The following is a 23,870-nucleotide window of genomic DNA, read 5'->3' on the forward strand; positions in this document are numbered from 1 at the left end:
AATTCTCTAAACCACAAAACAGATCAGAACAAGTCCACCTCACCGCCAACAGATGTCGTCTTCAGTCGACTCGCGTAATCCTGTTCGCGCTTGCGGAGAGTATCGTTGTGCTCAACCTTGAGCTTTTTAACCAGCACTTTACCATTTCGCGGGAAAAAATATACCTTACGCGGATAGATGTCATTCAAATCTTCAGCAACCACCCTCATACGCTCGGCTTTCAGATAATCCAACACAAATTTCGCGTTACGTTCACCGACATTAATAGCCGTAAATCCGCGCAGAACGTTACCTCCGCCAAAAACTTTCGCCTCGAGATTCTCCCTCTTTGCGCCGGCCTTTAACAATTCGTTGATAAGAACTTCCATCGCATACGTGCCATACCGCATGGAGGCAGAGACTGGGTTATCTGCATCCCCACCGGTATCCGGCAACATGAAATGATTCATGCCTCCAACTCCGCTAACGCGATCACGAATGCAAGCTGAGACACAAGATCCAAGCACAGTAACAATCAGCATGTCTTTATTTGTGAAATAAAACTCGCCAGGCAAAATTTTTGCCGCATCACAATCAAAGACCCTGTCATAGTAGACATTCGTGGCGAAATGCTCTTCGCTTAATTGGCTCATACGCTACCTCTGCGAAATTGACCTGACCCTGCTCTTCCACGTGAAGACGCATTTGCGAGCTCGTAGACTGTTTTTCCTTTTAATCGGAATTCGTCAGATACATATAAAAAATTCTCGGAATGCCCCGCGAATAACAGTGCATCGTGTTTCATCAAAGGGACAAACTTCTTGAGGATTTTCCCCTGCGTTGGCTTATCAAAATAAATCATCACATTGCGACAAAACACCGCATCAAATTCTCCAGAAATTGGCCAGCTGTCTGCAAGTAAATTCAACTGCTTAAACGTAATTAAGTCGCGCAACTCTTGCCTTACTTTGACATACCCATCCTGCGCGCCTTTACCTCGCAAGAAAAACTTCCGAACTCGGTCAGAAGATAATTTCTCAATACGATCAGCGCCATACACGCCTCGAGCGGCTGTATTCAGAACATTAGTATCGATGTCTGTTGCAATAATATGCGCCGGCGGACGCAGCGTTCCAAATGCTTCGCAAAGTGTCATTGCAATTGAATACGGCTCCTCACCTGTTGAGCTTGCTGAGCACCAAATATTCACTGGGTGTTCGCACTTCAAAACATGTTCTGCAAGAATTGGAAAGTGATGTTCTTCGCGGAAAAATGATGTCAGGTTGGTAGTCAACGCATTTGTAAACGACTCCCATTCCGTATTTTCAAGATCGCCTTCCAACCAGTCCAGATATTCAGAAAACGCACTGATTCCCGTCGCTCGCAGACGCCGGGCAAGGCGACTGTAAACCATCTCTTCTTTGCTATCAGCCAGAGAGATACCTGCACGCTTATAAATCAATCCGCGCACCCGCTCAAAATCCCTGTGACTAAACTGAAACTCCTTCGAAGTCTCAGATTTTGTAATATCTCTCATATGCAGCTATCCGCAAAGATTTTTAGTCAAAACTCTTCCCAAGAGCCATCATCGTTGTCTTTCACACCTGAAACAACGTTCCTTTGCTTAGCCTGATGCACAAGAGCAGGTTTAGGCGCACTTCGTTTTGTAGCATCTGGTCTCACCGGAGGCTTAGGCTCCGCTTTAAATTGATCATTCATCACTTTGAAAACACTGACGGCCTGAACCAACGTCTGAGCTTGCTCTTCAAGACTTTCTGCGGCGGCGGCGGCCTCCTCAACCAACGCAGCATTTTGCTGTGTCATTTCATCCATTTGAGCGATTGCAAGATTCACTTGCTCGATACCCGCGCTCTGCTCCTGACTTGCTGCCGAAATTTCGCTCATGATGTCAGCAACATGCTGAACACTGGTCACAATTTCATCCATTGTCTGTCCGGCTTCATCAACAAGCTTACTGCCCTCATCAACTTTTCCGACAGAATCGCTAATCAGTGACTTAATTTCCTTCGCAGCACTGGCACTACGTTGCGCAAGACTACGTACTTCAGCCGCAACCACCGCAAAACCACGCCCCTGCTCACCTGCGCGAGCGGCCTCAACTGCTGCGTTCAGTGCAAGAATATTTGTTTGAAAAGCAATTCCATCTATAACACCAATGATGTCGACTACTTTGCGTGAGCTTTCTTTTATCGAACCCATCGTTTTAACAACTTCATTGACAACTGCGCCTCCTTTTGTCGCCACGTTAGTTGCGGAAACGACAAGCTGGTTAGCTTGGCGAGCGTTATCTGCGTTTTGCCGGACGGTGCTTGTCAGTTCTTCCATCGAGCTGGCGGTCTCCTCCAGAGAGCTTGCCTGAGACTCTGTACGACCCGACAGGTCCGCATTACCTATTGATATCTCTTTTGCGGCAACCGTAATTAATTCCGTACCGATTCTGACTTGTCCGACAGTCTCCGCAAGTTTGTCATTCATGTCTTTCAGAGCTGACAGTAACCGAGCCACCTCATCATCTCCATTAACCACAACCTTACTTCGCAAATCACCGGAGGCTACGGTTTCTGCAAGCACAACGGCCTCGTGTAACGGATTAACAATACTTTTCGTAATAATCAGCGCGAACAGACCGCCGACGATAATCGCGACGACCAAAGAGATATACAAAACATAACCAAGCTTACTTCCTTTACGTTCAGCATCTTCGAAAATCGCCTTTGAAGCCTCTGTCTGCAAATCAACTAATTTATTAATTTCCTGAATAGATTTTTTACTTAACGGCTCAAGTACACTGGAAATTACTTTTACCGACCCTTCTGCGTTAAATGCCATTGCTTGCCCAATAGCATCCTTGAACGGCTGCGCCATTTCTTTATCAATTCTTGCAACTTCTGCCAGAATCTGATTTTCCTGATCACTAAGACCCAACGCTACCAGTTGTGCTTTCGCTTCTTCATAGATCCTGCGCTGACTTTTAACTTTTTCTTCTTCTTTTTGCATGTCCGACACGTCAGATTGAATTCCAATGTTACGCATCGCGATCCCCGACTCATAAAGAGAGGACTTCAACTGATTTGCCAGCATCTGCTTCTGACTACCAACACTTAGTGACTCACTGACCGCTTTCCTAGTCGAAGCATTCATAGCATTTATAAACAACATCAGGATTGAAATACCTACAAGAATTAACCCAAATGCCAGGGTCAGTCTTTTTCCAATTTTTAATGTACGCAAGTTCATTATCTCCTCCAGTTCCTTTTGAATAGTATTATCAGGAGTTTTCTATCAATCCCATTTCAGGGCTAAGCATCAATCGATCGATATCAACAAGAATCAGCATGCGCTCGTCAAACGTCCCCAATCCAATCAAAAAATCTGTACTGAACGTAGTACCCATCTCAGGAGCCGGACGAATCTGACCACTATTCAGTGTGGTCACGTCCGAAACACTGTCTACAACCATTCCAACAATGCGCCCCGAAATATTTAATATAATAACAACGGTAAATTGATCGTATACGACATCGCCTAAAGCAAACTTAATCCGCATATCCACAACCGGCACAATGATCCCGCGCAGATTAATCACTCCCTTCATAAAAGCAGGTGCATTTGCAATTCTGGTCACTGCTTCGTAGCCACGAATTTCCTGAACTTTAAGGATGTCGATGCCATACTCTTCACTCCCAAGAGTGAAGGCAAGATACTCATGTGTCGTGGCATCTTCAATGCCATGCATGCTTTGCATTTCAGAGCTTTCCGCTATTACTGTACTCATGATGAGATTGCCTGTTAATTTGCACTTGCCCGAGTGATCGCCGGAACGTCGAGAATCAGAGCAACACCCCCATCACCTAAAATCGTTGCTCCGGAAATACAGGGTACTTTTTTATAATTTGACTCAATATTTTTAACCACTACCTGTTGCTGCCCAACCAGATCATCGACAAACAGTGCTGCTTTTTTACCATCAACCTCGACGATAACAACAATCCCTTCAGACGGCAGACTGTGAATCGGAACCAAATCAAAAATTCGGTACAGAGGAATTAAGGGTAAATACTCATCACGGACTTTTACTACCTGACTCTTACCATTGATGTCTTTTACATCGTCCATTGACGGCTGAAGTGACTCAACCACATAATTCAGCGGTAAAATATAAATCTCTTCGCCAAGCTTAAGGGACATACCGTCAAGAATTGCTAACGTGAGAGGCAAAGAAATCGTAATAGTGGTCCCAAATCCTTTTGCAGATCGAATGTCAACAACCCCACCCATTGCGGTAATATTTCTTTTAACAACGTCCATGCCAACCCCACGTCCGGAGACGTCAGTAACCACTTCCGCGGTTGAAAATCCGGGTGCAAAAATCAACTGCCACACATCAGAATCGGACATTGAATCGTGTGCATTGAGTCCGTTTTCGCGAGCTTTAGTAAGAATCCTTTCCCTGTTCAATCCACCACCGTCATCAGAAACTTCTATGACAATATTCCCGCCCTGGTGAACCGCTGAAAGAGACAGGCGACCTGTTTCGCTCTTTCCTGAAGAACTACGTATCGCGGGAATTTCTATACCATGGTCAATGCTATTTCGAACAAGATGGGTCAGGGGATCAACAATTCGTTCGATTAACCCTTTGTCCAATTCCGTCGAAGCTCCATAGGTCACAAACTCAACTCGTTTGCCAAGCTTATTTGCCAAATCCCGAACCATTCGCGGAAATCTGGAAAATACGTAATCCATCGGCATCATACGAATTGACATAACGGCTTCCTGCAAATCTCTTGTATTTCGAGACAAATGTGCAATGCTGCTCAACAACCGTTCATTGACTATTGGATCAAGATGTTGTGTACGTTGTTCTATCATTGCCTGGGTAATTACAAGCTCACCAATCAAATTTATTAATTGATCTACTTTCTCAATACCAACGCGAATCGTAGAAGACTCAGAGCTTGCTTGCGGTTTTTCAAATTCTCTTTTCACCGCAGGCTTTTTCTCTTGAGCAACCTCTACCGAATTTTCCAATATGTCAGTAACACTCTCATCAAGCGGGGGAAACATTTGATCCAAAGGCTCAAAGAAACCATATCCGAGCTCATCTTCGGACAGTTCTTTAGAATTAACCAGTAAATCCCGCTCTTCTGAAATTTTTAATGCGTCCGGATTGAGAATAAATGAACAAATTGAAACAATATCGTCTACAGATTCATTGGTCTTAAGATGCAGAATTACTGAATCCTCCGTATCAGGCTCTCTTGATATCGCCCCCAACAAACCAAGTTCTGCAATCAAAGCCTCGGTATCCCCCTGATTTACTTTCGGCATTTCGATCCTGAATGCAGATTTAAAATCAGTATCAACATGCAAATCTTCTACCACCAGCGGTGGGGGCGGTGGTGGATCGAAAGAAAAAGACTGCAGTAACATCCTGACGTCACCAACCGCATCTTGGTCAACTGCACCGCCATTCCTGTGACCATCCAATTGCATCTTTAAAACATCTTTTGCTGCAAGGAAAGCATCGACGTGCTCAGAAGTCAACGCCATTTCACCCTTACGAATCTTATCCAGCAATGACTCTAGTACATGAGTGACATCTGTCATGTCATTCAGTCCAAAAGTCGATGAACCTCCTTTTATTGAATGCGCTGTTCTAAAAATCGCATTTAAATCTTCAGGATCAGGAGTGGAAACGTCAACTTCCAGCAACAATTTTTCCATCTCAGCCAGCAATTCTTCGGCTTCATCAAAAAAAACGAGGAAAAACTGACTCATGTCAATTGTCATTATCGAACTCCGCTTTCAGCAATTTCATCGGAAAAGGGCTAATTTAGCCAATTACCTTTTTTACCACTTCAGTTAACTTCTGCGGGTCAAATGGCTTTACCAACCAGCCATTAGCGCCTGCAGCCCGCCCTTTTGACTTCATCTCATCACTAGATTCCGTTGTCAGCATTAAGATTGGGACACGCTGATACGTTGATAGGCCACGCAATGATTTGATAAGGGTCAACCCATCCATCCGCGGCATATTCTGGTCAGTCAACACAAGATCTACAACTTGATTGCGGGCTTTTTCCAAACCATCTTGCCCATCCACGGCCTCAATAACCTGATAGCCTGCCGCTTTTAAACTGAATGCGACCATTTGTCTCAGGGAACCAGAATCGTCCACAGCTAAAATTGTCTTGGCCATATCTACTCCATCTACTTTATATAAGGCAAACGCCCGGAATTCCGTCAAAAAAGCTCAATATCACCGCTATCCAAATGCTTCTGGTGTACGGCTTTACGCAATACAGCCTGAAGATCGTTACTTTGCTTTTCCAGCCTTGCAATTGCATTTAGCAGAATTTGCTCAATATTTTCGTTAACATCCTCATTTGTGGACTGAATATTCTCAGCTCCAAGCAAATTCAACACCTCTCTTAACCCCTCGCATCGCTGAATTGTGCGGGAAATCAGCTGACTAGTTAGATCCTGAAACTGAAGACTAGTAACGGCCGCATTTACGTGCTGCCCAATCACTTTCTGAATCTCGCGGATTTTCTCTATGCTTTCAGGAGGTACATTACCTTCGTTAATTAGCACGTCAATTTCCTGCTGCTCATTAAGCACCGCTTCGTGCATCGCCATAAAACTAACGCCGAGCTTTTCAATTGCCTCACCGAGCAACAATGCGGTCTGAGCCAGATCTGTCTCCACCTCAAGCAAATGCGTACGCCCATGATCAGAAACTCCTGAAAGCAGCTGTTTTACCTGAGATCCAATTAATTTTTTTTCTGACATCTCTGAGCATCCTGTCCGAAATTAATAATATTACTGATCGACAGTGCTATTTCTCCGATTTTACGGAGACACCTGCGCCCGAATCTGCTTGACTGACTACTTCGACTGAACCACCATCTCTAATTACAGATTCTTCGGTTTTTTTATTCATCACAATTATGCTGATACGGCGATTAATTGGATTAAAAGGGTCATCTTTATCAAAAAGCACAGAAGAAGAAAGTCCAACGACACGCATGACCTTTAACTCATCCATTCCACCGTAAATTAACTCTCGTCTGGATGCGTTCGCTCTGTCCGCTGACAGCTCCCAGTTACTGTAGCCCTTTTCTCCAAGACCATATGGGGTCGCATCAGTATGCCCTGACAAGCTAATCTTATTCGAAACCTCATTTAATGCTTTGCCAATTTCATGCAAAATTTCACGGGTATATGGCTGCAACTCAGCACGCGCTAGCGCGAACATTGGCCGATTTTGCTCATCTACCATTTGAATCCGCAACCCCTCCGTTGTAATATCAAGCAGCAGCTGTTTTTTATACTGCTTTAGTGCAGGATTGGACTCAATCAGGTTTTCAATTTTCCCTTTTAATTTCTGCAATTTTTCAGACTCTTCTTTTGCAAGTGCCGCTTCCGCAGCTTGCAAACTATATGTCTTCTTGGGAGATTCAATGTCGCCTTTACGGTTTTGCCCCTCACGCATACTCAAATCTTTACCACCACCTTTTATAACGCTTGAACTATCACCACTTCCATCACCGCCGGACATTGCAACTTTAAGAGGCGTCTGAAAATACTCTGCTATACCCTGAAGATTTCCTTTCGCAGTCGAACCAAGTAACCACATCAGCAAGAAAAAAGCCATCATAGCGGTCACAAAATCCGCATACGCGATCTTCCATGCACCACCGTGATGACCGCCACCATGCTTTTTTATGCGCTTTACAATAATCGGTCTTACTTCTTCGTTAGCCATTTAAACTCTCACTTACCCAGGCGTTACTTCGATTTAGACTGTTTAATGTGCTCTTCCAACTCTCGGAATGATGGGCGCTCTGTTGAATAAAGTACTTTACGACCAAACTCGACTGCAAGTGCCGGAGCATATCCATTTAAACTTGCCAACAAGATAACTTTTGTGCACTGAAATGCTTTTGCAGATTCCTCATTTTGCTGCTCAATCAAACTCGCAAGCGGGCCAATAAAGCCATAAGCAAGCAAAATGCCGAGGAACGTACCAACAAGAGCATGAGCAATCAAAATACCAAGTTCTGCAGGCGGAATGCCGACGGACTCCATAGTATGAACTACCCCCATTACTGCAGCGACAATACCAAATGCAGGCAAACCATCGCCCAATTTCGCGATGAAATGTGCTGGCACGGCTGCTTCGTGGTGATGCGTTTCCAGCTCGTTGTCCATCAAATTTTCGATCTGAAATGCATCCATGTTGCCTGAAACCATTAATCGAAGGTAGTCACATACAAACTCCATTAAATGGTGATCATGTACAACAGATGCGTACTTACTGAATAATGGACTATCGTCTGGCTTTTCAATATCGCCCTCAATCGACATCAGGCCTTCTTTACGCACTTTAGTGAGGACGTCAAACATCATCGTCATCAACTCCATATAAAGTGCTTTTGTGTATTTTGACCCCTTAAAAATACTCGGCAATGCCTTCAAAGTAGCCTTCAGACTTTTAGCATTATTTCCCACCAAAGATGCGCCGACTGCAGCACCGCCAATCATGAGCAACTCAAGCGGCTGAAACAAAACGGCAAGGTGCCCGCCAGACATGACGAATCCACCGAACACCGACCCAACAACGACGAAATAGCCAACGATGACTAACACAGATATAACTCCCTCTGCAGAAACGCATTATTCATATCACTAGTTTCAATCATATCAGCCAGATCAATAGGAATCATGAAAAAATGCAACAAATTGATGCTAGCACAGAAAATATTTCCAATTCCCAACATGCGACGCATCTACATTTTCCACACATACAAGAATGTTCGCTCTCTCACACACTCTATTTCAAAATCTGCCTTTCTTCCATCAACATTAAACTCATAACTGATAAATAATGTTCCATGGCGCATTTCTGCCAACGCTTTCGTCCATACAGCATCCATCACCACAGGTGACAAATATGTGTAGACGATATCGAATTCAGAGAAATCCATATTCTGAAAATTACCGTGCACAAATTCAATATTCTGTCGCCCACATAAATTTGCACGAACGCGAGAAATAACAAGGGGTAGAAATGCCAGTTCCACGCCGCAGAAACTTGCAAAAGGTGCCCTGCGTGCCAACGGAAGCAGTACCTTACCGAACCCCGAACCCACGTCTAAAAATTTAAAAGGGGCACCGGGAAGAAGCGAAGCGAGCAGATCAGGAATGACGTCGGGTGAAGGGAAATAAGGAACCCGACTATGGAAAGTTGCCCCGTAAATTGCGAAAAACAGAGCGAAAATCACCAAATAATGCCAGTGATTCGTATTAACATGAAGAGATACAATGAATAGAAGTGGCGCAAAAAAACTTATCAGCACCCACCAGCGCTCAAGTTTCAGCAGGTAAGCGACAAACGCGCTCAGTAGAGCCTGAGCAAAAAGCAAATAAAGTGGCGCAAGAGAGTATTTACCACGAATATCAAAATACAAAGCCGGCAGAAAAATGACCAGCGCAATCAATACCTGCAAAAAGAGTGCGATTAACGCTGAACGGAATCTAAAGCCAACAGATTTCTTGTCAGGCAACGCAAAATCCTCCGGATATCAATTAAGCAACCATCGCCAACTCTCCCTCTTTTGACTTTTTGGTTTTACCAGCACGAGAAGGCACATGACACAAGCCGCACCTATACTCGTTATGCAAATCCAGCGAATGCGCAACGAAATGTCCCCCGCATTCCGAGCATTTTGCAAAAGTCAGCATTTTCCCTTCGAAGAACCTTACCAGAGTCCATGCACGGGTCAATGACAATACTGCATCATCCGGAGAAACACAACCAACCTGCTCAAGATAAAGTCTATAAGCTTTTATGATGGCATCTATACCCAAAACCCCAGCATGTTCGACAAGATACCGATGAATATTCATGAATAACGATGAATGAATATTCGGTTGCCAAGTCATAAACCAATCTGACGAGAAAGGCAGCATCCCCTTCGGAGGAGAAACCCCTTTCAACTCTTTATAAATTTTGAGTAAGCGCTCTCTTGAGAGATTTGTTTCGGACTCCAGCAACTGAAGGCGAGCACCAAGCTTCACCAATTCAATTGCGAGTTGAATTTCATTTGCCTCATTAACCACACTTTTGCCAGCCATCACATTCTCCTTCACCTAGCCAGTTTTACCAGCAGGTAATCAAATTATTGAATTTCTTCAACAGGTTGTGCTGCCATTAAAATAGCTGCATGAGAATGCGCAAGCGAACGTTCTTTGTTGTAGTTTGTCAGCATGCAAAGAATTGCACTATCGTCGAAGCGGAAGCGCGCAAGCATCATATTTGAACCTGCAAGCTTCAGAATCTGAGAGTTGTTAAGCCCCTCAATGAGATCCGCGATCTCTTTGCTGATACCAAGACGAAAAATCGCCGAAGCTTTATCAGCACGAATCATTTGTTGCGCAAGCATCAGGTAGCTGAGGTTTGCATCGCGAATTTCAGCCATCATGTCATTTTGTGTCATTTTTAAGCCCTCCTATCTGGATTCAAAGGGATTTCTTTGCCGTTGAGACACATTGTGCGCAAGCCAGAAGATTGAGAGTATCGGCGCTTTTCCGTATTTGACCCCAGAAAAACAAAAAGCCACACGTAGGATAAAATCCTACATGCAGCGCTTTTCAACTACCTAGTCTCCAGAGAACTAGATAATTACTTTAAATTCAAACACTTAGAGTCAACCACACGGCAAGCAGTTTAACTCCTTAAAACTTTAACGGCACCAAAATCCAGAACTTTAGGCCTAGAACCGAAAAAAATTTTTTTCTTGCATGTATTAACGGCGCCACTTTTGGAAACTTTAGGCTTACATGCAAATTTTTTTAAATTCTTTTCTCTACCTCTTGTTTAACGACCTAAATCATCAAAACTTTAGGGCGTAAAACAAAAAAATCCGCAAACTGCGGATTTTTTCCCACAGGCTGCAACTATCACTGCCGCCATAAGCACGGCTGCTTGTTTTGCTTATCAAGTCCACTTAACACACTGCTATGCTCATCCAATTCTTCTTTCGAAGCTGATAAGACAAGAATTTCCGGCAAAGGAGCGGAATCATCTTCAATGACTTGACGAACATCCTCTGCGACCTCCTCAACATCCATCATCAGACTATTCTGCCCTCGCGACATGGCCAAAAACACGTCAGCAAGCAGTTCAGCATCCAGTAACGCACCATGTAACTGACGGTGAGAATTTGAAATTCCGTAGCGATCACATAATGCGTCCAAAGAATTCCTTTTACCCGGATGCAACTCTTTAGCCTGTACGAGTGTATCAGTGACCCCCGAGATGTAATCATCAAAACACCCTAGGTTTAACCTGCTAAATTCGGCATTTAAAAATCCCAAATCAAAAGGTGCATTATGAATAACCACCTCAGCGCCGCGAATGTACTCGATAAACTCACTGGATATTTCCGAAAATTTAGGCTTATCAGACAAAAATTCCGATGTCAGACCATGCACCTGCAGCGCCCCCTCCTCTGAGTCCCGCTCTGGGTTGATGTACTGATGATAATTGTTACCGGTCAACTTACGGTCGATAAGTTCTACACATCCAATCTCGATGATCCGGTTTCCATCTCTTGGATTTATGCCCGTGGTTTCTGTGTCTAACACAACTTGTCGAATCTGTGGTTTCATTGATTTTTCGATCTGTATTCTAATTTTCAATCCAGGCAATTTTAATCATCCGTGTGCCTGAATCAGCAATGTGTCTGCAGCAATATTCCGCGTTCATCCCAATACCTGCGGCAAACAAAATGCGATCCTGAAATGATAGTAATGGCATTTGCAATCTCGCTTGCACAGGAATACCCGCATCCTGATACAAATGTTTAAGCGATCTGGATGGCCGATTAACTCCTATTCGCATCCTTTCACCACCATGTCTCCAGCGCAAAGTAAGTAAGTAATCTAGCAATTCACTCTCAGGTATTCCGTAATCCGAATGTTCAAAAACCAGTTTCCCGCCAAATTCCGGAAAACTGATCTCACGACCTGAATTCCAATAAAAACTACAACTAGCTGCTCTGTTTTCAGCCTTGATTTGCGGGTCACGCTGAAAATATACGGTATCCCGGTAGATAAAGATGAAACCGCTATCTATCGCAACCCTAACCGACTGATCATGACTAACTGAGACGACCTGACGTACGATCTCAGACAGTTTAACTTCAGATGGCATCTGCACTGAAATCGATTTGAGCCAGAAGCGAAAAACCTGCATGCGCTTTAATGGCGACAAACCCTTGAGCGCACTTCGGCTCAGGGCATCACCGACCTTACACGAATAAAATTCCGCTGCGACATATTCAGCGAGCAAATCTGATGCAGCATGTAGCAAGCTGCCGGATCGAGCGAATGCTTCCAGCGAACCCGGGCGGATTGATTCCAGCACTGGCATAATCTGGTGTCGCAATGCATTCCGAAAAAACTTCGGATCATCATTCGACTCATCAATGACAAATTCACATCCGCATTGAGATACATATGACTCCAGCAAACTGCGGCGCACATCAAGTAAGGGGCGAAATACACGCAGCCCGCTTCTGTCTGCCATGGGAAATTCCGCATCAGCACGCATCCCCCCCGCTCCGTCAATCCCAGCCCCCCGCAACATCCGGATAAATATAGTCTCAACCTGATCATCCAGATGGTGTGCAAAAAGGAGCGTTTTGACACCACATTCAGTAGCCATATCCGCAAGGGCCGTATAGCGCTGTTTGCGCGCAGCAGCCTCAAGGCCATCAGGAGATTCGCCGACGGTAATTCTTCTTGAACTGAATGGAATATTCAATAAAAGTGCCTGGCTTTGACAATGCGCTAGCCACGCATCCGCATTTGAACTGAGCCCGTGATGGACGTGAAACGCAAACAGTGGAATTTTTTTTTGCTGACAGAAGTGCGCCGCCAAATGCAAAAGGGCCGTTGAATCCAGCCCTCCGCTATATGCTATTGCTAATTTTAATTCACTGCCATCAGATGATACCTGACGCAACAAGTAATCATCCATATGCTGGCGAAATTGCTCCGCCAGCATTGCAGTCAACTCAACATCATTCATTCCGATGTATTAGTTTCCTTGAACTTTCCGTATGCCATCAGCTTTTCATGACGAGCATTCAGCAAATCACGCGTCTTCACACCCTGGAACTGTCTCAAGGTATCCGCTAAGGCACGCTTTACCAGCGCACACATTTGCTTAGGATCGCGATGCGCGCCTCCAAGCGGTTCGTTGATAATCTTATCAATCAGACCAAGCGCTTTTAAACGGTGCGCCGTCAAACCAAGCGCCTCAGCAGCGTCCGCTGCACGATCAGACGTTTTCCACAGGATAGACGCACAGCCTTCAGGAGAAATAACAGAATACGTAGCATATTGCAGCATCAAAACTGCGTCGCCAACCGCCAGCGCCAGCGCACCGCCAGAACCACCCTCACCGATAATTGTGGTGATCAGCGGCACCTTCAGCTCTGCCATCACATAAAGGTTGTGGCCGATAGCCTCAGACTGCCCACGTTCTTCCGCATCAATGCCGGGCCATGCGCCGGTGGTATCAACAAAAGTAAATACCGGAAGACCAAATTTTTCTGCCAGCTTCATCAGGCGCATTGCCTTACGATAGCCTTCTGGTTTCGGCATACCAAAATTACGCATTGCCCGTTCTTTGGTATCCCGGCCTTTCTGGTGACCAATCACCATACATGCCTGACCATTAAATCTGGCAAGACCGCCAACAATCGACTGATCATCGGAGAAAGTGCGGTCTCCGTGCAACTCATGAAAATCTGTGAAAATCTGATTCACATAATCCATTGTATACGGACGCTGAGGATGGCGGGAAATCTGGGAAACCTGCCAGGGGGTCAGCTTTGCATAAATATCTTTCGTCAGCATCTGACTTTTTTTCGACAGCCTCTCGATTTCTTCCGAGATATCTACCGCTGAATCGTCCTGCACAAAGCGCAGTTCTTCGATTTTAGTTTCAAGTTCAGCAATAGATTGCTCGAAGCTCAGAAAAGTCGTTTTAGTCATCGTGACTCCTTCACTCTACACGTGTTGTTGCTGCCATCATCGCATGCCATTCTGTTGGAACCGCGATGCAGATCAACAAATATTGTCGCTCATCCGGGCAGTAAATAGGTAAAAGACGGAATGGAATTCCATAAATCTTTTTTGACGGACGAGATTAGATATCAAAAACAGGGCATCTGTCCAGCCTAGAATACTTCCTCGAATCCTCAAACCTGTGCACATATGGTGCACTTTCAACAAATAAACCGCCGACACTGCACAAAATTGATGTATTACCAACTGATTCTGCCTAAATACGACCGACTGCAGAACTTATTTGATAAGATGCTGTGATTCGTAATCCGCACCTTTCCAACGCACAATTTATTCCTAAGTGAAGTAATAACCATATTAATGAAACGCCAGCCTACTACAAGCATGAAACTCAGGAATCTCATTTTACTTTCTGCCATAAGCAGCAGCTTGTTAGTTTCGGGACTCAGTTTTGCTGATGAAGCAACTGACATCAGTCGCCTGCTTCGTACAGGCCAGACAGCAGAAGCATTACAACGTGTCGAAGCCGGACTTGCTTCAAAGCCAAAAGACGCGCAGTTACGCTTTCTGAAAGGCCTTATTCTGACCGAGCAGAACAAAAACGGCGAAGCAATTGCTGTATTTACCAAGCTGACAGATGACTACCCAGAACTGCCTGAACCTTATAACAATCTGGCGGTGCTTTACGCTGCGGCGGGGCAGTATGATAAAGCCCGTGCTGCACTGGAAATGGCGATCCGTACCAATCCTACTTATGGTACGGCACACGAGAACCTCGGTGATGTATATGCCAAATTGGCAAGCCAATCGTATGACAAAGCTTTGCAGCTCGACTCTAACAATGCGACAGCCAAGCTGAAGCTGACTATGGTTCGCAACCTGGTGGGAAATACAACCGGTGGAACAAATCCGAAAGTCGCAGCTAACAGTGCGGCCTCTGTGGCAAGTGCTCCGAAACCGGCTCCGGTAAAACCAGAACCTGAGCCAGCCAAAGCATCCGATGCGGCAAAAGCTAAAGCGACACCTGAACCTGTCAAAGTCGCCGAACCGCAAAAGGCGAAACCTGCACCAGTTGTCGCAGCGGATAAAGATGAAGATGAGGTGATGCGTGCGGTTGAGAGCTGGGCAAAAGCCTGGAGTAATCAGGATACTTCATCCTATCTGAATCATTACGCCAAAGATTTTCAGACGCCAAAAGGCGAGTCCCGCAAATCGTGGGCAGACGAACGACGCAGTCGTATTGAAGGTAAAGGTCGCATCTCTGTCAAAATCGAAGCAGCGAAAGTATCTGTTGATGGCAGCAGTGCATCCGTCAGCTTCCGTCAGATTTACACTTCCGACAAACTGACCGCCAATTCCCGTAAAACACTGGTACTGACACGCCAGGATGGAAAATGGCTGATTAAGCAGGAAAAAGCAGGCGGCTGATGTTCTCGTATTTTTCCGGTCTGAAGGCGCTGGCTAAGCCAGCGCCGGTTTTTTTTCGTCGTTCCGCTATTGCGGCTGTACTGATTTCATCTGTTCTGTCGGGTTTTCACGGTAGTGCACACGCTGGACGGCGAAATGCCGACTATGCATCGTCATCTCAGACAAGTCCGCAAGTTAACCCTGATCAGTTGCTGATCGAGACATTTCAGGCGCTGTCCGCCAATCAGCTGAATCTTGCCGAACAAAAGATTGATGCGCTGCTTGCAGCCTACCCGAATTACCAGCTTGCACATCTAATTCGCGGCGATCTGCTGCTGATGCATACGCGCAAGGTGAGCGGGTTTGGCGCAATGTCGCATGTTCCTCCGGACAAGCTGAAAGAAATGCGCGACGAGGCTGCTGCACGCCTGAAAGCCCTTCAGTTCCGGCCCGGCCCGGATCAGGTACCAAGAGCAGTTATCCAGTTAAAAGACGATCAAAAGCAAGTCATTGTTATTGACGCAAAAAAATCCCGATTGTATTTGTATGATCATCTCGGCGGACAGCAATTACAGTTACGCAGTGATCACTACATCAGTCAGGGAAAATTCGGCGTCGATAAACTGAAAGAAGGCGACCAGAAAACGCCGCTCGGTGTGTACTACATCACCAGCCGGCTTTCCGGCAGTAAGTTACCCGATTTTTATGGTCCGGGCGCTTTGCCGCTGAACTATCCAAACGAGTGGGATAAGGCAAATGGTCGCAGCGGTTCAGGTATCTGGCTGCATGGCATGCCATCCAACAGTTTCAGCCGCCCTCCTCTGGCATCAGACGGATGTGTTGTGCTGACCAACCCGGACTTTTTAAGTATCGCGGCGCAGATTGAAATCGGGCGCACACCCGTGGTAATTGCTGAACAGCTGGAATTTATCAGTCGGGAGAAATTGCGACAGGAGCGCGCGCAACTGGCACAGGTTCAGGAAAGCTGGCGTCTGGATATGGAAAGCATGAATGCGAACAGGATTTTTGCGAATTATTCGCGCAATTTCCGCTCACCACAGGGCGAAGACCTGAACAGCTGGTTCGCGAAACAACGTCCGTCATGGGAAGGATGGACAAGTCCGGTAGTCAGGTTAAAAGATCTCACACAATTCCGTTACCCGTCCCGGGATGAAATGCTGGTGACCACATTTACGATGGAACTGAGCTCCGGTCGCTCGCATATGAGTACACGCAAACGCCAGTACTGGGTAAAAGAAGCAACCAAATGGCGCATAATTTATGAAACCAATGTCTGAGGAGAAAAGGATGAAATTATCCCGCAGAATCACTATTGCAACGCTGATGCTGGCCTGTGCTTTTCCGGCAATGGCAGCTGACCAGCCGCACCCGAAGGTGTCGCTGAAAACCAATATGGGTGAAATCGTGATTGAGCTGGTGCCGGAAGCAGCGCCGGTCACCGTCGAGAATTTTCTCAAATATGTGCGCTCCGGCCATTACAAAGGCACACTCTTTCATCGTGTCATTGATGGCTTCATGATTCAGGGTGGCGGATATACCAAAGGACTGAAGGAAAAACCGACTGGAAAACCGATTCCGCTGGAAGCGCGCCGTGCACTGGAAGCCGGACTGAAAAACGATATCGGCACCATTGCCATGGCGCGTACTCAGGATCCGAATTCTGCCTCTGCGCAATTCTTTATCAATGTGCGCGATAACGATTTTCTGAACCACCAGATTCTGCCTGACGGTGATCCGGTTGAATTTGTGTTCCGAGGCACACCAATCGTCAAGCCACGTGCTCAGGCGCTGATGGCGACTGCAGGTTACACGCCATTCGGTCGTGTCATCAAAGGCATGGACGTTGTTGAAAAAATTAAGCTTGTAGAAACAGGTAGCACCGGCGGCATGCAGGATGTGCCCAAAAAAGACGTCGTCATTGAATCGGCGACTGTAATAAAATAAGACTTTCGTTTGAAATTTTGTAAAGGACAATCATGGCCGTATTACTGACCACTAACCATGGCAACATGAAAATTGAACTGGATGCTGAAAAAGCACCGAAAACAGTTGCAAACTTCCTCGCATATGTCGAGTCCGGTCATTACGACAACACGATTTTCCACCGTGTTATCAATGGCTTTATGATTCAGGGCGGTGGCTTTGCGCCAGGCATGAAGCAAAAAGACACACAGGATCCGATCGAAAATGAAGCGAAGAACGGCCTGAAAAACGAAATGTACACGCTGGCAATGGCACGTACTTCTGCGCCGCATTCTGCTTCTTCCCAGTTCTTCATCAACGTTGCGAACAACAGTTTTCTCGACTATCCGGGCCAGGATGGCTGGGGCTACTGCGTATTCGGCAAAGTGACCGAAGGTACTGAAGTTGTTGACAAAATCAAAGGCGTAAAAACCACTCGCGCTGGCATGCATGCTGACGTACCGGTTGAAGATGTTGTCATTCTCAAAGCCGAAATCGTCTGATCTGACTGAAACAGGCTTTCATTGTGACTGAACACGTTTATTCCTGTTCAGACATCAGCGCAGCGCAACCCTCCGTGGTTGCGCTGTTCGTTTCTGATGTCCATTTATCAGCAGATATACCCGCTACCACTGAGGCTTTTCTGCAATTTCTGCAAGGACCTGCCCGCCAAACGAAGGCGCTCTACCTGATGGGTGATTTGTTTGAATACTGGGTGGGTGATGACGATATCGGCGATCCTTATCACCAGACAATTTGTGATGCATTGCTGGCGTGTTATCACGCGGGCATCCGCATTTACTGGATGCATGGCAATCGCGATTTTCTGGTGGGTTCAGCATTTGCAGACCGTTGCGGCTTGCAGTTGCTTCCGGATCACCAGATTCTGCAGACCGGAAAAAATTCACTGCTGCTGACGCACGGCGATGCCGAATGTACCGGTGATTTACCCTATATGGCATTCCGCCAGCAGGTGCGGCAGCCGCAATGGCAGCAGCAGTTTTTGTCGCAACCACTGGAAAAGCGTCGCGAAATCGCCCGCCAGATGCGGCAGCAAAGTCAGCAAAAACAGGCGAACGCCATGGCGCTGGGTGATGTCGATGATGCAGCAATTCGCACGCTGGTTGAGAAACACGGTGCGCAGATCATGATTCACGGTCATACCCATCGCCCTGCCATGCATCAGTACGCAGAATTCAGCCGTTATGTGTTACCCGACTGGGATTGCGATCATGCGGCCAGTCCACGGGGTGGCTGGCTCGCATTATTGTCGGATGGCAGTCTGCAAGCATATGACGTGCATGGTGCAGCGACACAGCTGCCGCTGCACCCGCATGCAGCTTAAGCCTCTGCCAGACGCCCGCCCTGAATCCGGATTTGTCGTACGCAGCGTGCGGCAATTGCCGGATCATGGGTCACCAGGACCAGTGTGGATCCGAATTCGCGATTCAGCGTAAACATCAGCTCCATCACTGCCTGCCCCGTTTGTGCATCCAGACTGCCGGTTGGTTCATCAGCAAACAGAATCGCCGGACGCGTCACAAATGCCCGTGCCAGTGCTACCCGTTGTTGTTCGCCACCCGATAAAAACTTTGGATAATGCTTCAGGCGCTGTCCAAGCCCAACTTGCTCCAGCATCGCCGCTGCTTTGCTGCGCGCATCCGGATCACCGCGCAATTCCAGCGGTAGCATCACGTTTTCCAGTGCAGTTAAATGCATCAGCAGTTGAAACGACTGAAACACAAATCCCACATGCTGTTTGCGAAATATTGCACGCTGATCTTCGGTCAGCGCAAAAATATCCTGTTGCTGCAGCATCACCTGACCACTGCTGGGCAGATCCAGTCCCGCCAGAATGCCGAGCAGCGTGGACTTGCCGGAGCCGGAAGCACCAACAATCGCCAGCGATTCTCCCTGCATCACGTTAAAATGAATATCCTTCAGAATCTCCAGCGATCCGCTGGAATCCTGCACGGTTTTGTGCAGGTGACTGACTTGAATTGCTAAACCGTTTGTTAACCCTGCGTTTTCTGTCATGCTGACTTTCCTGAAAAATTGCGTTCGCTGTTCACACTTTGCGCTTCTCTGGCTGGCACTGCTGGCCGTGCCGGTAAGCGCCCATTCTGCCGGAAAAACCCTGCTTGTGCTTGGTGACAGTTTATCTGCCGAATATGGTTTACCCCGTGGCAAAGGCTGGGTTGCTTTACTGGATGCAAGGCTGCAAACCCGGCATCCCGGCTGGCAAGTCAACAATGCCAGTATCAGCGGAGAAACCACTGCCGGCGGCAAGTCGCGTTTGCCTGCGCTGCTGAAACAACATCAGCCTGCTATCGTCATTATTGAACTGGGTGGCAATGATGCGTTGCGCGGACTGGCACTGCAACACTCTGAAAATAATCTGAGAGAGATGGTGCAGGCATCAAAACAAAGCGGCGCTGCCGTGCTGATTCTCGGGATGCGTATGCCACCGAATTATGGCAGCCAGTACACTGAAAAGTTCAGTGCATTATTCGCGCAAGTGGCGCAACAGGAAAAAACCGGTTTATTACCCTTCTTCCTTGACAAGATCGCCGACAAACCGGATTGGTTTCAGGCTGACCGGATTCACCCTAACACGCTGGCACAGGAGCAAATGCTGGACAACGTCTGGCCGCATCTGGAACCTTTGCTGAAAGCTAAAAAGAAATGAAGTTTCCCGAACTGCTGACGCTGGAACAAGCACTGGCACAACTTGATCAGTTTGACTGCATTATCGATGCCCGCTCTCCGGCGGAATACGCGGAAGATCATTTACCCGGTGCAATCAATTTACCGGTGCTGGATAACGAAGAGCGTATCCGCATCGGCACCCTGTATAAACAAACCGGTGCGTTTGAAGCCAAACGGCTGGGCGCCGCACTGGTTGCAGCGAACATCGCACGTCATCTGGAAAACAGCCTGCAGGATAAGCCACAAGCATGGCGACCACTGATTTACTGCTGGCGCGGTGGCAACCGCAGCGGATCGATGGCGCATATTTTTGCGCGCATCGGCTGGCCGGTTGCGCAACTGCAAGGCGGTTACCAGTCTTTCCGTCGCCATGTGCATGCAGAATTACCGCAACTGGCAGCGCAAGTCAGCTGGAAAGTACTTTGCGGTCCGACTGGCAGTGGCAAATCTGCACTGCTGGAAACGCTGGCAGCACAAGGTGCGCCGGTACTCGATCTGGAGCAACTTGCCAGCCATCGCGGCTCATTGCTTGGTGCATTACCGGGTACGGTGCAACCATCGCAAAAGCAGTTTGAAAGCCAGATATGGCTGCGTCTCAAACAGGCAGCCGGTCAAACCTTATATGTAGAATCGGAAAGTAAAAAAGTCGGCAATCTGCGCGTGCCGGATTGCGTGATGGAAGCGATCCGTGCGGCGGAATGCATATTGCTGGAAGCGCCGTTTGATGAACGGGTGCGCTTTTTGTGTGACAGCTATCCGCACTGGATGCAGCAGCCGGATGTACTATGCGAGCGCTTATCGCATCTGGCAGTACAACACGGGAATCAGCAGGTACAGGTATGGAAGGAGATGGTACAGCAGGCAGCCTTCCGCGAACTGACGGCCTCGCTGCTGGAGCGGCACTACGATCCGTCTTATCGCAAGTCGATGGCTAAGAATTTCGGCAAGCTGCAAACTGCGCAAACCATATCACTGACAGACTTGCATACAGACAGTCTCAAGGCAGCCGCGATGCGTTTGCTTGAACAAAACTGACGCCACTGTCAACGGCAGTTCTGACTTCACACGAAGGCGGGGCAGCGTCGGCAACATTGCTGGCGTTGCTGAGAAAATCAAAATTGCACCAAATTTGTGCAAAATGCGGTATTCAGCAGAGCAAAAAGTGGCTTTTTCATGGACGTCCGCATAAACGCTGGCTCTCCAAGGGGGTAGCAAAACAGGTAAATGCAGATTTCTGCACAATCAAGGATCGGTCAGCCCTCTTTATCATCCAAAATACGCTGGCCTTCATCTTCCAGATTTTCAAACTGCCGGCTGTTGATCGCCCACCAGAACACTGCTCCAATCGCGAAAACCAGCAATAAACTGACCGGCACCAGCAAATACAAAATATCCATGCATTACTCCGTAGCGTCATCGGTCAGCTGATATTCAGGCTGCGACAACAGATATAAACGCAGCGCATTCAGCACCACAATCAGCGAACTCAGCGACATCCCGAGCGCCGCATGCCAGGGTTCCAGCCAGCCGATGACTGCGGCCGGAATAGCAACCAGATTGTACAGAATCGCCCAGCCCAGATTTTCGCGAATCAACCGGAAACTGACGCCGGCCGCACGCACACCGTAACTCAGATCCGGCAAGCGATTCGACACCAGCAGCAAATCACTGCGGGTTTGCGAAATTGCCGCACCCTGCCCCATCGCCACCGCCACATCGGCAATCGCCAGCACCGGGCCGTCGTTCATACCGTCGCCTACCATGACCACTTTCGCCCCCTGCCGCTGCAGATTCTGCACCCACGCAAACTTGGCTTCCGGACTCATTTGCGCATGGGCTTCCATAATGCCAGTCTGAGCAGCAATCCGGGCAACCGGTTCGGGCTGATCACCCGATAACAGACAAATTTGCTTACCGGCTGCGCGTAATTGCTGCAAGGCTTCCACCGCATCATCGCGCAACTGATCCTGCAATAAAAATGCCGCCAGCACCCGCTCTGCATTCGCCAGCAAGCTGACGGTTTTACCCTGCCATTCCTCCGGTATGACCGGATCGCGCCCGAGCAATTCAGCCACAAAACTTGCCTGACCAAAGCGATACACCTGTCCGTCTATCGCCGCTTCGATGCCACCGCCTGCGATTTCATGGATTTGCTGCACCGACGCAGCCTGATGATTTTGTTGTGCAATCAGATAGTCAGCAACGGAACGCGCCACCGGATGATGTGAGGACGCCGCCATGCCCAGCGCCAGCGGCAGAATGGTGCTGGCATCGCCATCGATTGTGACAGCCTGTACCTGCAGTTTGCCGTTGGTCAGTGTGCCAGTTTTATCGAACACGATATGCGTAGCCTGCGCCAGACCTTGCAAGGCTTTACCAGACTTCACGAGCAAGCCGTTACGTGCCATCAAGCCTATCGCAGCTGCCATCACGCCCGGCGTTGCCAGCGATAAGGCACACGGACAAGTTACAACAATCACGCTGATGGCAATCCACAATGCCCGCTCAGGCTGAATCTGCCACCAGACCAGTCCGGAAATCAGCGCTACCAGCATGATGATCATCAGGAAGCGGCTGGCATGGCGATCCGCCAGCAGAACGATGCCAGGTTTTTCGCTGGCAGCATTTTCCATCATGCTGATCAGATGTCCGAGCCGCGTTGCATGTCCGGTCTGTTCAGCGCGCATAACCAGGCGTCCCTGAATATTGATGCTGCCCGCTGTCACCTGATCGCCGGACTGTTTGGCGACCGGATGCGATTCACCGGTCATCAGTGCTTCATCACAAGCACTGTCACCGTCAAGAATAATGCCGTCTGCAGGAATCTGATCGCCGGGCAGAACCAGTAACACGTCACCGGCGTTCAGTGCGCGCGCATCCTGCAATTCTTCCCGCGAACTGGCCGGATAGTCAGGCAGCTTACGTGCCTGCACAGGTTGTAACTGCGTCAGTATGCGTAAGGCGCGGGTCGCTTTGTGCTGCACCCGTTGTTCAATCCAGCGTGCACCGAGCAACAGAAATACGAACATAATCGCGGAATCGTAATACACCGCACCACCCCGAAACGTGGTCCAGACGCTGGCAAAGAAAGTCAGCAAAATCCCCAGCGATACCGGTACATCCATGCCGATATGCTTGTGTTTCAGATCCCGCCATGCCGATTTAAAAAATGGCATAGCACAGAAAAATACCACCGGTACCGAGATCGCCAGACTGGCCAGTTTCAGCAATAAATCCTGATCCGGCGTCAGTTCGCCGTCGGCGGTGGGGTTGGGAACAAGATACGAAGGCCACGCAAACATCATCACCTGCATCATGGCGAATCCGGCGATAAATATGCGCAGCAATGCCATTCTGTTTTGCTTGCGCACCTGCTCATCCGCTTCCTGTCCGGCCGGATAGGCGCCATAACCGAGGCTGACAATCGCGTTCAGAATGTCGCGTAAGTCCAGACGCTGACCGTCATAACGCACCGATGCGGTATGGGTTGCTGGCTGAATACGGAAAGATGCAATACCGGGCAATTGCTGCAAGCGGAATTCAATTAACTGAACACATGCGGCGCAATGCATTCCGGAAATCGCGAGTTTTTCAGTGATCGATGCAGGGGAAGTTTCTGACAGCGGCGCAGCAGGCCCTGTCGCTGAGATTGAATCGGACATGCT

The 23,870-nt window shown here is 47.8% G+C and carries 25 protein-coding genes; 7 read left to right on the top strand and 18 right to left on the bottom strand.

Annotated features, from left to right (window positions below; all coding sequences use genetic code 11):
* Positions 1–23: 23 nt before the first annotated feature.
* From cheD to IE092_RS14850, 15 genes are all read right to left on the bottom strand, one after another.
* Entirely contained in the window at positions 24–632 is a 609-nt protein-coding gene (gene cheD, locus IE092_RS14780) for a chemoreceptor glutamine deamidase CheD (RefSeq protein WP_189357976.1), read from the bottom strand.
* On the bottom strand, positions 629–1,516 hold the full coding sequence (locus IE092_RS14785) for a CheR family methyltransferase (protein WP_189357977.1): 888 nt from the start codon (positions 1,514–1,516) through the stop codon (positions 629–631). Before IE092_RS14785 ends, cheD begins: the two co-directional genes overlap by 4 nt.
* 26 nt (positions 1,517–1,542) lie before the next feature.
* Positions 1,543–3,237, bottom strand: coding sequence for a methyl-accepting chemotaxis protein (locus IE092_RS14790; protein WP_189357978.1), 1,695 nt, complete (start codon positions 3,235–3,237; stop codon positions 1,543–1,545).
* A 31-nt stretch (positions 3,238–3,268) separates the two neighbouring features.
* On the bottom strand, positions 3,269–3,745 hold the full coding sequence (locus IE092_RS14795; RefSeq protein ID WP_189358109.1) for a chemotaxis protein CheW: 477 nt from the start codon (positions 3,743–3,745) through the stop codon (positions 3,269–3,271).
* Positions 3,746–3,789: 44 nt separating this feature from the next.
* A complete protein-coding gene (cheA, locus tag IE092_RS14800; RefSeq protein WP_189357979.1) occupies positions 3,790–5,793 on the bottom strand; it encodes a chemotaxis protein CheA in 2,004 nt (667 codons plus the stop codon).
* Between the two features lie 43 nt (positions 5,794–5,836).
* The gene (locus tag IE092_RS14805) at positions 5,837–6,202 is read right to left on the bottom strand and encodes a response regulator (RefSeq protein ID WP_189357980.1); all 366 of its coding nucleotides are present in this window, start codon (positions 6,200–6,202) and stop codon (positions 5,837–5,839) included.
* A 44-nt stretch (positions 6,203–6,246) separates the two neighbouring features.
* The gene (locus IE092_RS14810; protein ID WP_189357981.1) at positions 6,247–6,795 is read right to left on the bottom strand and encodes a chemotaxis protein; all 549 of its coding nucleotides are present in this window, start codon (positions 6,793–6,795) and stop codon (positions 6,247–6,249) included.
* A 46-nt stretch (positions 6,796–6,841) separates the two neighbouring features.
* Positions 6,842–7,771: a flagellar motor protein MotB gene (motB, locus tag IE092_RS14815; protein ID WP_189357982.1), complete on the bottom strand. Its 930-nt coding sequence runs from the start codon at positions 7,769–7,771 to the stop codon at positions 6,842–6,844.
* Between the two features lie 23 nt (positions 7,772–7,794).
* On the bottom strand, positions 7,795–8,655 hold the full coding sequence (motA, locus tag IE092_RS14820; protein WP_189357983.1) for a flagellar motor stator protein MotA: 861 nt from the start codon (positions 8,653–8,655) through the stop codon (positions 7,795–7,797).
* Between the two features lie 140 nt (positions 8,656–8,795).
* Positions 8,796–9,572, bottom strand: coding sequence for a class I SAM-dependent methyltransferase (locus tag IE092_RS14825; RefSeq protein ID WP_189357984.1), 777 nt, complete (start codon positions 9,570–9,572; stop codon positions 8,796–8,798).
* 22 nt (positions 9,573–9,594) lie between these two features.
* Positions 9,595–10,143: a flagellar transcriptional regulator FlhC gene (gene flhC / locus IE092_RS14830; protein ID WP_189357985.1), complete on the bottom strand. Its 549-nt coding sequence runs from the start codon at positions 10,141–10,143 to the stop codon at positions 9,595–9,597.
* 44 nt (positions 10,144–10,187) lie between these two features.
* Entirely contained in the window at positions 10,188–10,505 is a 318-nt protein-coding gene (gene flhD, locus IE092_RS14835; RefSeq protein ID WP_189357986.1) for a flagellar transcriptional regulator FlhD, read from the bottom strand.
* A 463-nt stretch (positions 10,506–10,968) separates the two neighbouring features.
* The gene (gene dnaQ / locus IE092_RS14840; RefSeq protein ID WP_189358110.1) at positions 10,969–11,667 is read right to left on the bottom strand and encodes a DNA polymerase III subunit epsilon; all 699 of its coding nucleotides are present in this window, start codon (positions 11,665–11,667) and stop codon (positions 10,969–10,971) included.
* 31 nt (positions 11,668–11,698) lie between these two features.
* Entirely contained in the window at positions 11,699–13,102 is a 1,404-nt protein-coding gene (gene tilS / locus IE092_RS14845) for a tRNA lysidine(34) synthetase TilS (protein ID WP_189357987.1), read from the bottom strand.
* Positions 13,099–14,073 (bottom strand): acetyl-CoA carboxylase carboxyltransferase subunit alpha, encoded by a 975-nt coding sequence (locus tag IE092_RS14850; protein WP_189357988.1) that lies wholly within the window; start codon positions 14,071–14,073, stop codon positions 13,099–13,101. The genes tilS and IE092_RS14850 overlap by 4 nt, the downstream gene beginning before the upstream one ends.
* 462 nt (positions 14,074–14,535) lie before the next feature.
* Between IE092_RS14850 and IE092_RS14855 the strand changes: the two genes are divergently transcribed.
* From IE092_RS14855 to IE092_RS14875, 5 genes are all read left to right on the top strand, one after another.
* Complete coding sequence (locus IE092_RS14855; protein WP_308427139.1) at positions 14,536–15,534, top strand: nuclear transport factor 2 family protein; 999 nt, start codon at positions 14,536–14,538, stop codon at positions 15,532–15,534.
* Positions 15,534–16,811, top strand: coding sequence for a L,D-transpeptidase family protein (locus tag IE092_RS14860; protein ID WP_189357990.1), 1,278 nt, complete (start codon positions 15,534–15,536; stop codon positions 16,809–16,811). The genes IE092_RS14855 and IE092_RS14860 overlap by 1 nt, the downstream gene beginning before the upstream one ends.
* A 70-nt stretch (positions 16,812–16,881) precedes the next feature.
* The gene (locus tag IE092_RS14865; RefSeq protein ID WP_229793208.1) at positions 16,882–17,478 is read left to right on the top strand and encodes a peptidylprolyl isomerase; all 597 of its coding nucleotides are present in this window, start codon (positions 16,882–16,884) and stop codon (positions 17,476–17,478) included.
* Between the two features lie 32 nt (positions 17,479–17,510).
* Positions 17,511–17,999 carry a peptidylprolyl isomerase gene (locus IE092_RS14870; RefSeq protein WP_189357992.1) on the top strand — a complete coding sequence of 163 codons (489 nt, stop codon included), beginning with the start codon at positions 17,511–17,513 and terminating at the stop codon, positions 17,997–17,999.
* Positions 18,000–18,022: 23 nt separating this feature from the next.
* Positions 18,023–18,841 (top strand): UDP-2,3-diacylglucosamine diphosphatase, encoded by an 819-nt coding sequence (locus tag IE092_RS14875; protein ID WP_229793199.1) that lies wholly within the window; start codon positions 18,023–18,025, stop codon positions 18,839–18,841.
* Here the strand turns inward: IE092_RS14875 and IE092_RS14880 are convergent.
* Complete coding sequence (locus IE092_RS14880) at positions 18,838–19,533, bottom strand: ABC transporter ATP-binding protein (RefSeq protein ID WP_189357993.1); 696 nt, start codon at positions 19,531–19,533, stop codon at positions 18,838–18,840. The genes IE092_RS14875 and IE092_RS14880 overlap by 4 nt on opposite strands.
* On the opposite strand from IE092_RS14880, the gene IE092_RS14885 reads away from it, so the two are divergent.
* Together IE092_RS14885 and mnmH are read left to right on the top strand one after the other, a co-directional pair.
* A complete protein-coding gene (locus IE092_RS14885; protein ID WP_189357994.1) occupies positions 19,532–20,185 on the top strand; it encodes an arylesterase in 654 nt (217 codons plus the stop codon). The genes IE092_RS14880 and IE092_RS14885 overlap by 2 nt on opposite strands.
* Positions 20,182–21,240 (top strand): tRNA 2-selenouridine(34) synthase MnmH, encoded by a 1,059-nt coding sequence (mnmH, locus tag IE092_RS14890; RefSeq protein WP_189357995.1) that lies wholly within the window; start codon positions 20,182–20,184, stop codon positions 21,238–21,240. Before IE092_RS14885 ends, mnmH begins: the two co-directional genes overlap by 4 nt.
* A 218-nt stretch (positions 21,241–21,458) precedes the next feature.
* Here mnmH and ccoS read toward each other — a convergent pair whose 3' ends face one another.
* A complete protein-coding gene (ccoS, locus tag IE092_RS14895; RefSeq protein WP_189357996.1) occupies positions 21,459–21,602 on the bottom strand; it encodes a cbb3-type cytochrome oxidase assembly protein CcoS in 144 nt (47 codons plus the stop codon).
* 3 nt (positions 21,603–21,605) lie between these two features.
* Positions 21,606–23,867, bottom strand: a complete 2,262-nt coding sequence (locus IE092_RS14900) for a heavy metal translocating P-type ATPase (protein ID WP_189357997.1) — start codon at positions 23,865–23,867, stop codon at positions 21,606–21,608.
* Positions 23,868–23,870 lie beyond the last annotated feature (3 nt).

This window comes from Cognatundibacterium squillarum, assembly GCF_014652435.1.
GTDB lineage: Bacteria > Pseudomonadota > Gammaproteobacteria > Burkholderiales > Burkholderiaceae_D > Undibacterium > Undibacterium squillarum.

Coding starts and splice junctions, on each gene's coding strand:
- cheD (WP_189357976.1), bottom strand. CDS start 632: ATGAGCCAATTAAGCGAAGAGCATTTCGCCACGAATGTCTACTATGAC.
- IE092_RS14785 (WP_189357977.1), bottom strand. CDS start 1,516: ATGAGAGATATTACAAAATCTGAGACTTCGAAGGAGTTTCAGTTTAGT.
- IE092_RS14790 (WP_189357978.1), bottom strand. CDS start 3,237: ATGAACTTGCGTACATTAAAAATTGGAAAAAGACTGACCCTGGCATTT.
- IE092_RS14795 (WP_189358109.1), bottom strand. CDS start 3,745: ATGCAAAGCATGCATGGCATTGAAGATGCCACGACACATGAGTATCTT.
- cheA (WP_189357979.1), bottom strand. CDS start 5,793: ATGACAATTGACATGAGTCAGTTTTTCCTCGTTTTTTTTGATGAAGCC.
- IE092_RS14805 (WP_189357980.1), bottom strand. CDS start 6,202: ATGGCCAAGACAATTTTAGCTGTGGACGATTCTGGTTCCCTGAGACAA.
- IE092_RS14810 (WP_189357981.1), bottom strand. CDS start 6,795: ATGTCAGAAAAAAAATTAATTGGATCTCAGGTAAAACAGCTGCTTTCA.
- motB (WP_189357982.1), bottom strand. CDS start 7,771: ATGGCTAACGAAGAAGTAAGACCGATTATTGTAAAGCGCATAAAAAAG.
- flhC (WP_189357985.1), bottom strand. CDS start 10,143: ATGGCTGGCAAAAGTGTGGTTAATGAGGCAAATGAAATTCAACTCGCA.
- flhD (WP_189357986.1), bottom strand. CDS start 10,505: ATGACACAAAATGACATGATGGCTGAAATTCGCGATGCAAACCTCAGC.
- tilS (WP_189357987.1), bottom strand. CDS start 13,102: ATGAATGATGTTGAGTTGACTGCAATGCTGGCGGAGCAATTTCGCCAG.
- IE092_RS14850 (WP_189357988.1), bottom strand. CDS start 14,073: ATGACTAAAACGACTTTTCTGAGCTTCGAGCAATCTATTGCTGAACTT.
- IE092_RS14860 (WP_189357990.1), top strand. CDS start 15,534: ATGTTCTCGTATTTTTCCGGTCTGAAGGCGCTGGCTAAGCCAGCGCCG.
- IE092_RS14865 (WP_229793208.1), top strand. CDS start 16,882: ATGGCAGCTGACCAGCCGCACCCGAAGGTGTCGCTGAAAACCAATATG.
- IE092_RS14870 (WP_189357992.1), top strand. CDS start 17,511: ATGGCCGTATTACTGACCACTAACCATGGCAACATGAAAATTGAACTG.
- IE092_RS14885 (WP_189357994.1), top strand. CDS start 19,532: ATGCTGACTTTCCTGAAAAATTGCGTTCGCTGTTCACACTTTGCGCTT.
- IE092_RS14880 (WP_189357993.1), bottom strand. CDS start 19,533: ATGACAGAAAACGCAGGGTTAACAAACGGTTTAGCAATTCAAGTCAGT.
- mnmH (WP_189357995.1), top strand. CDS start 20,182: ATGAAGTTTCCCGAACTGCTGACGCTGGAACAAGCACTGGCACAACTT.
- ccoS (WP_189357996.1), bottom strand. CDS start 21,602: ATGGATATTTTGTATTTGCTGGTGCCGGTCAGTTTATTGCTGGTTTTC.
- IE092_RS14900 (WP_189357997.1), bottom strand. CDS start 23,867: ATGTCCGATTCAATCTCAGCGACAGGGCCTGCTGCGCCGCTGTCAGAA.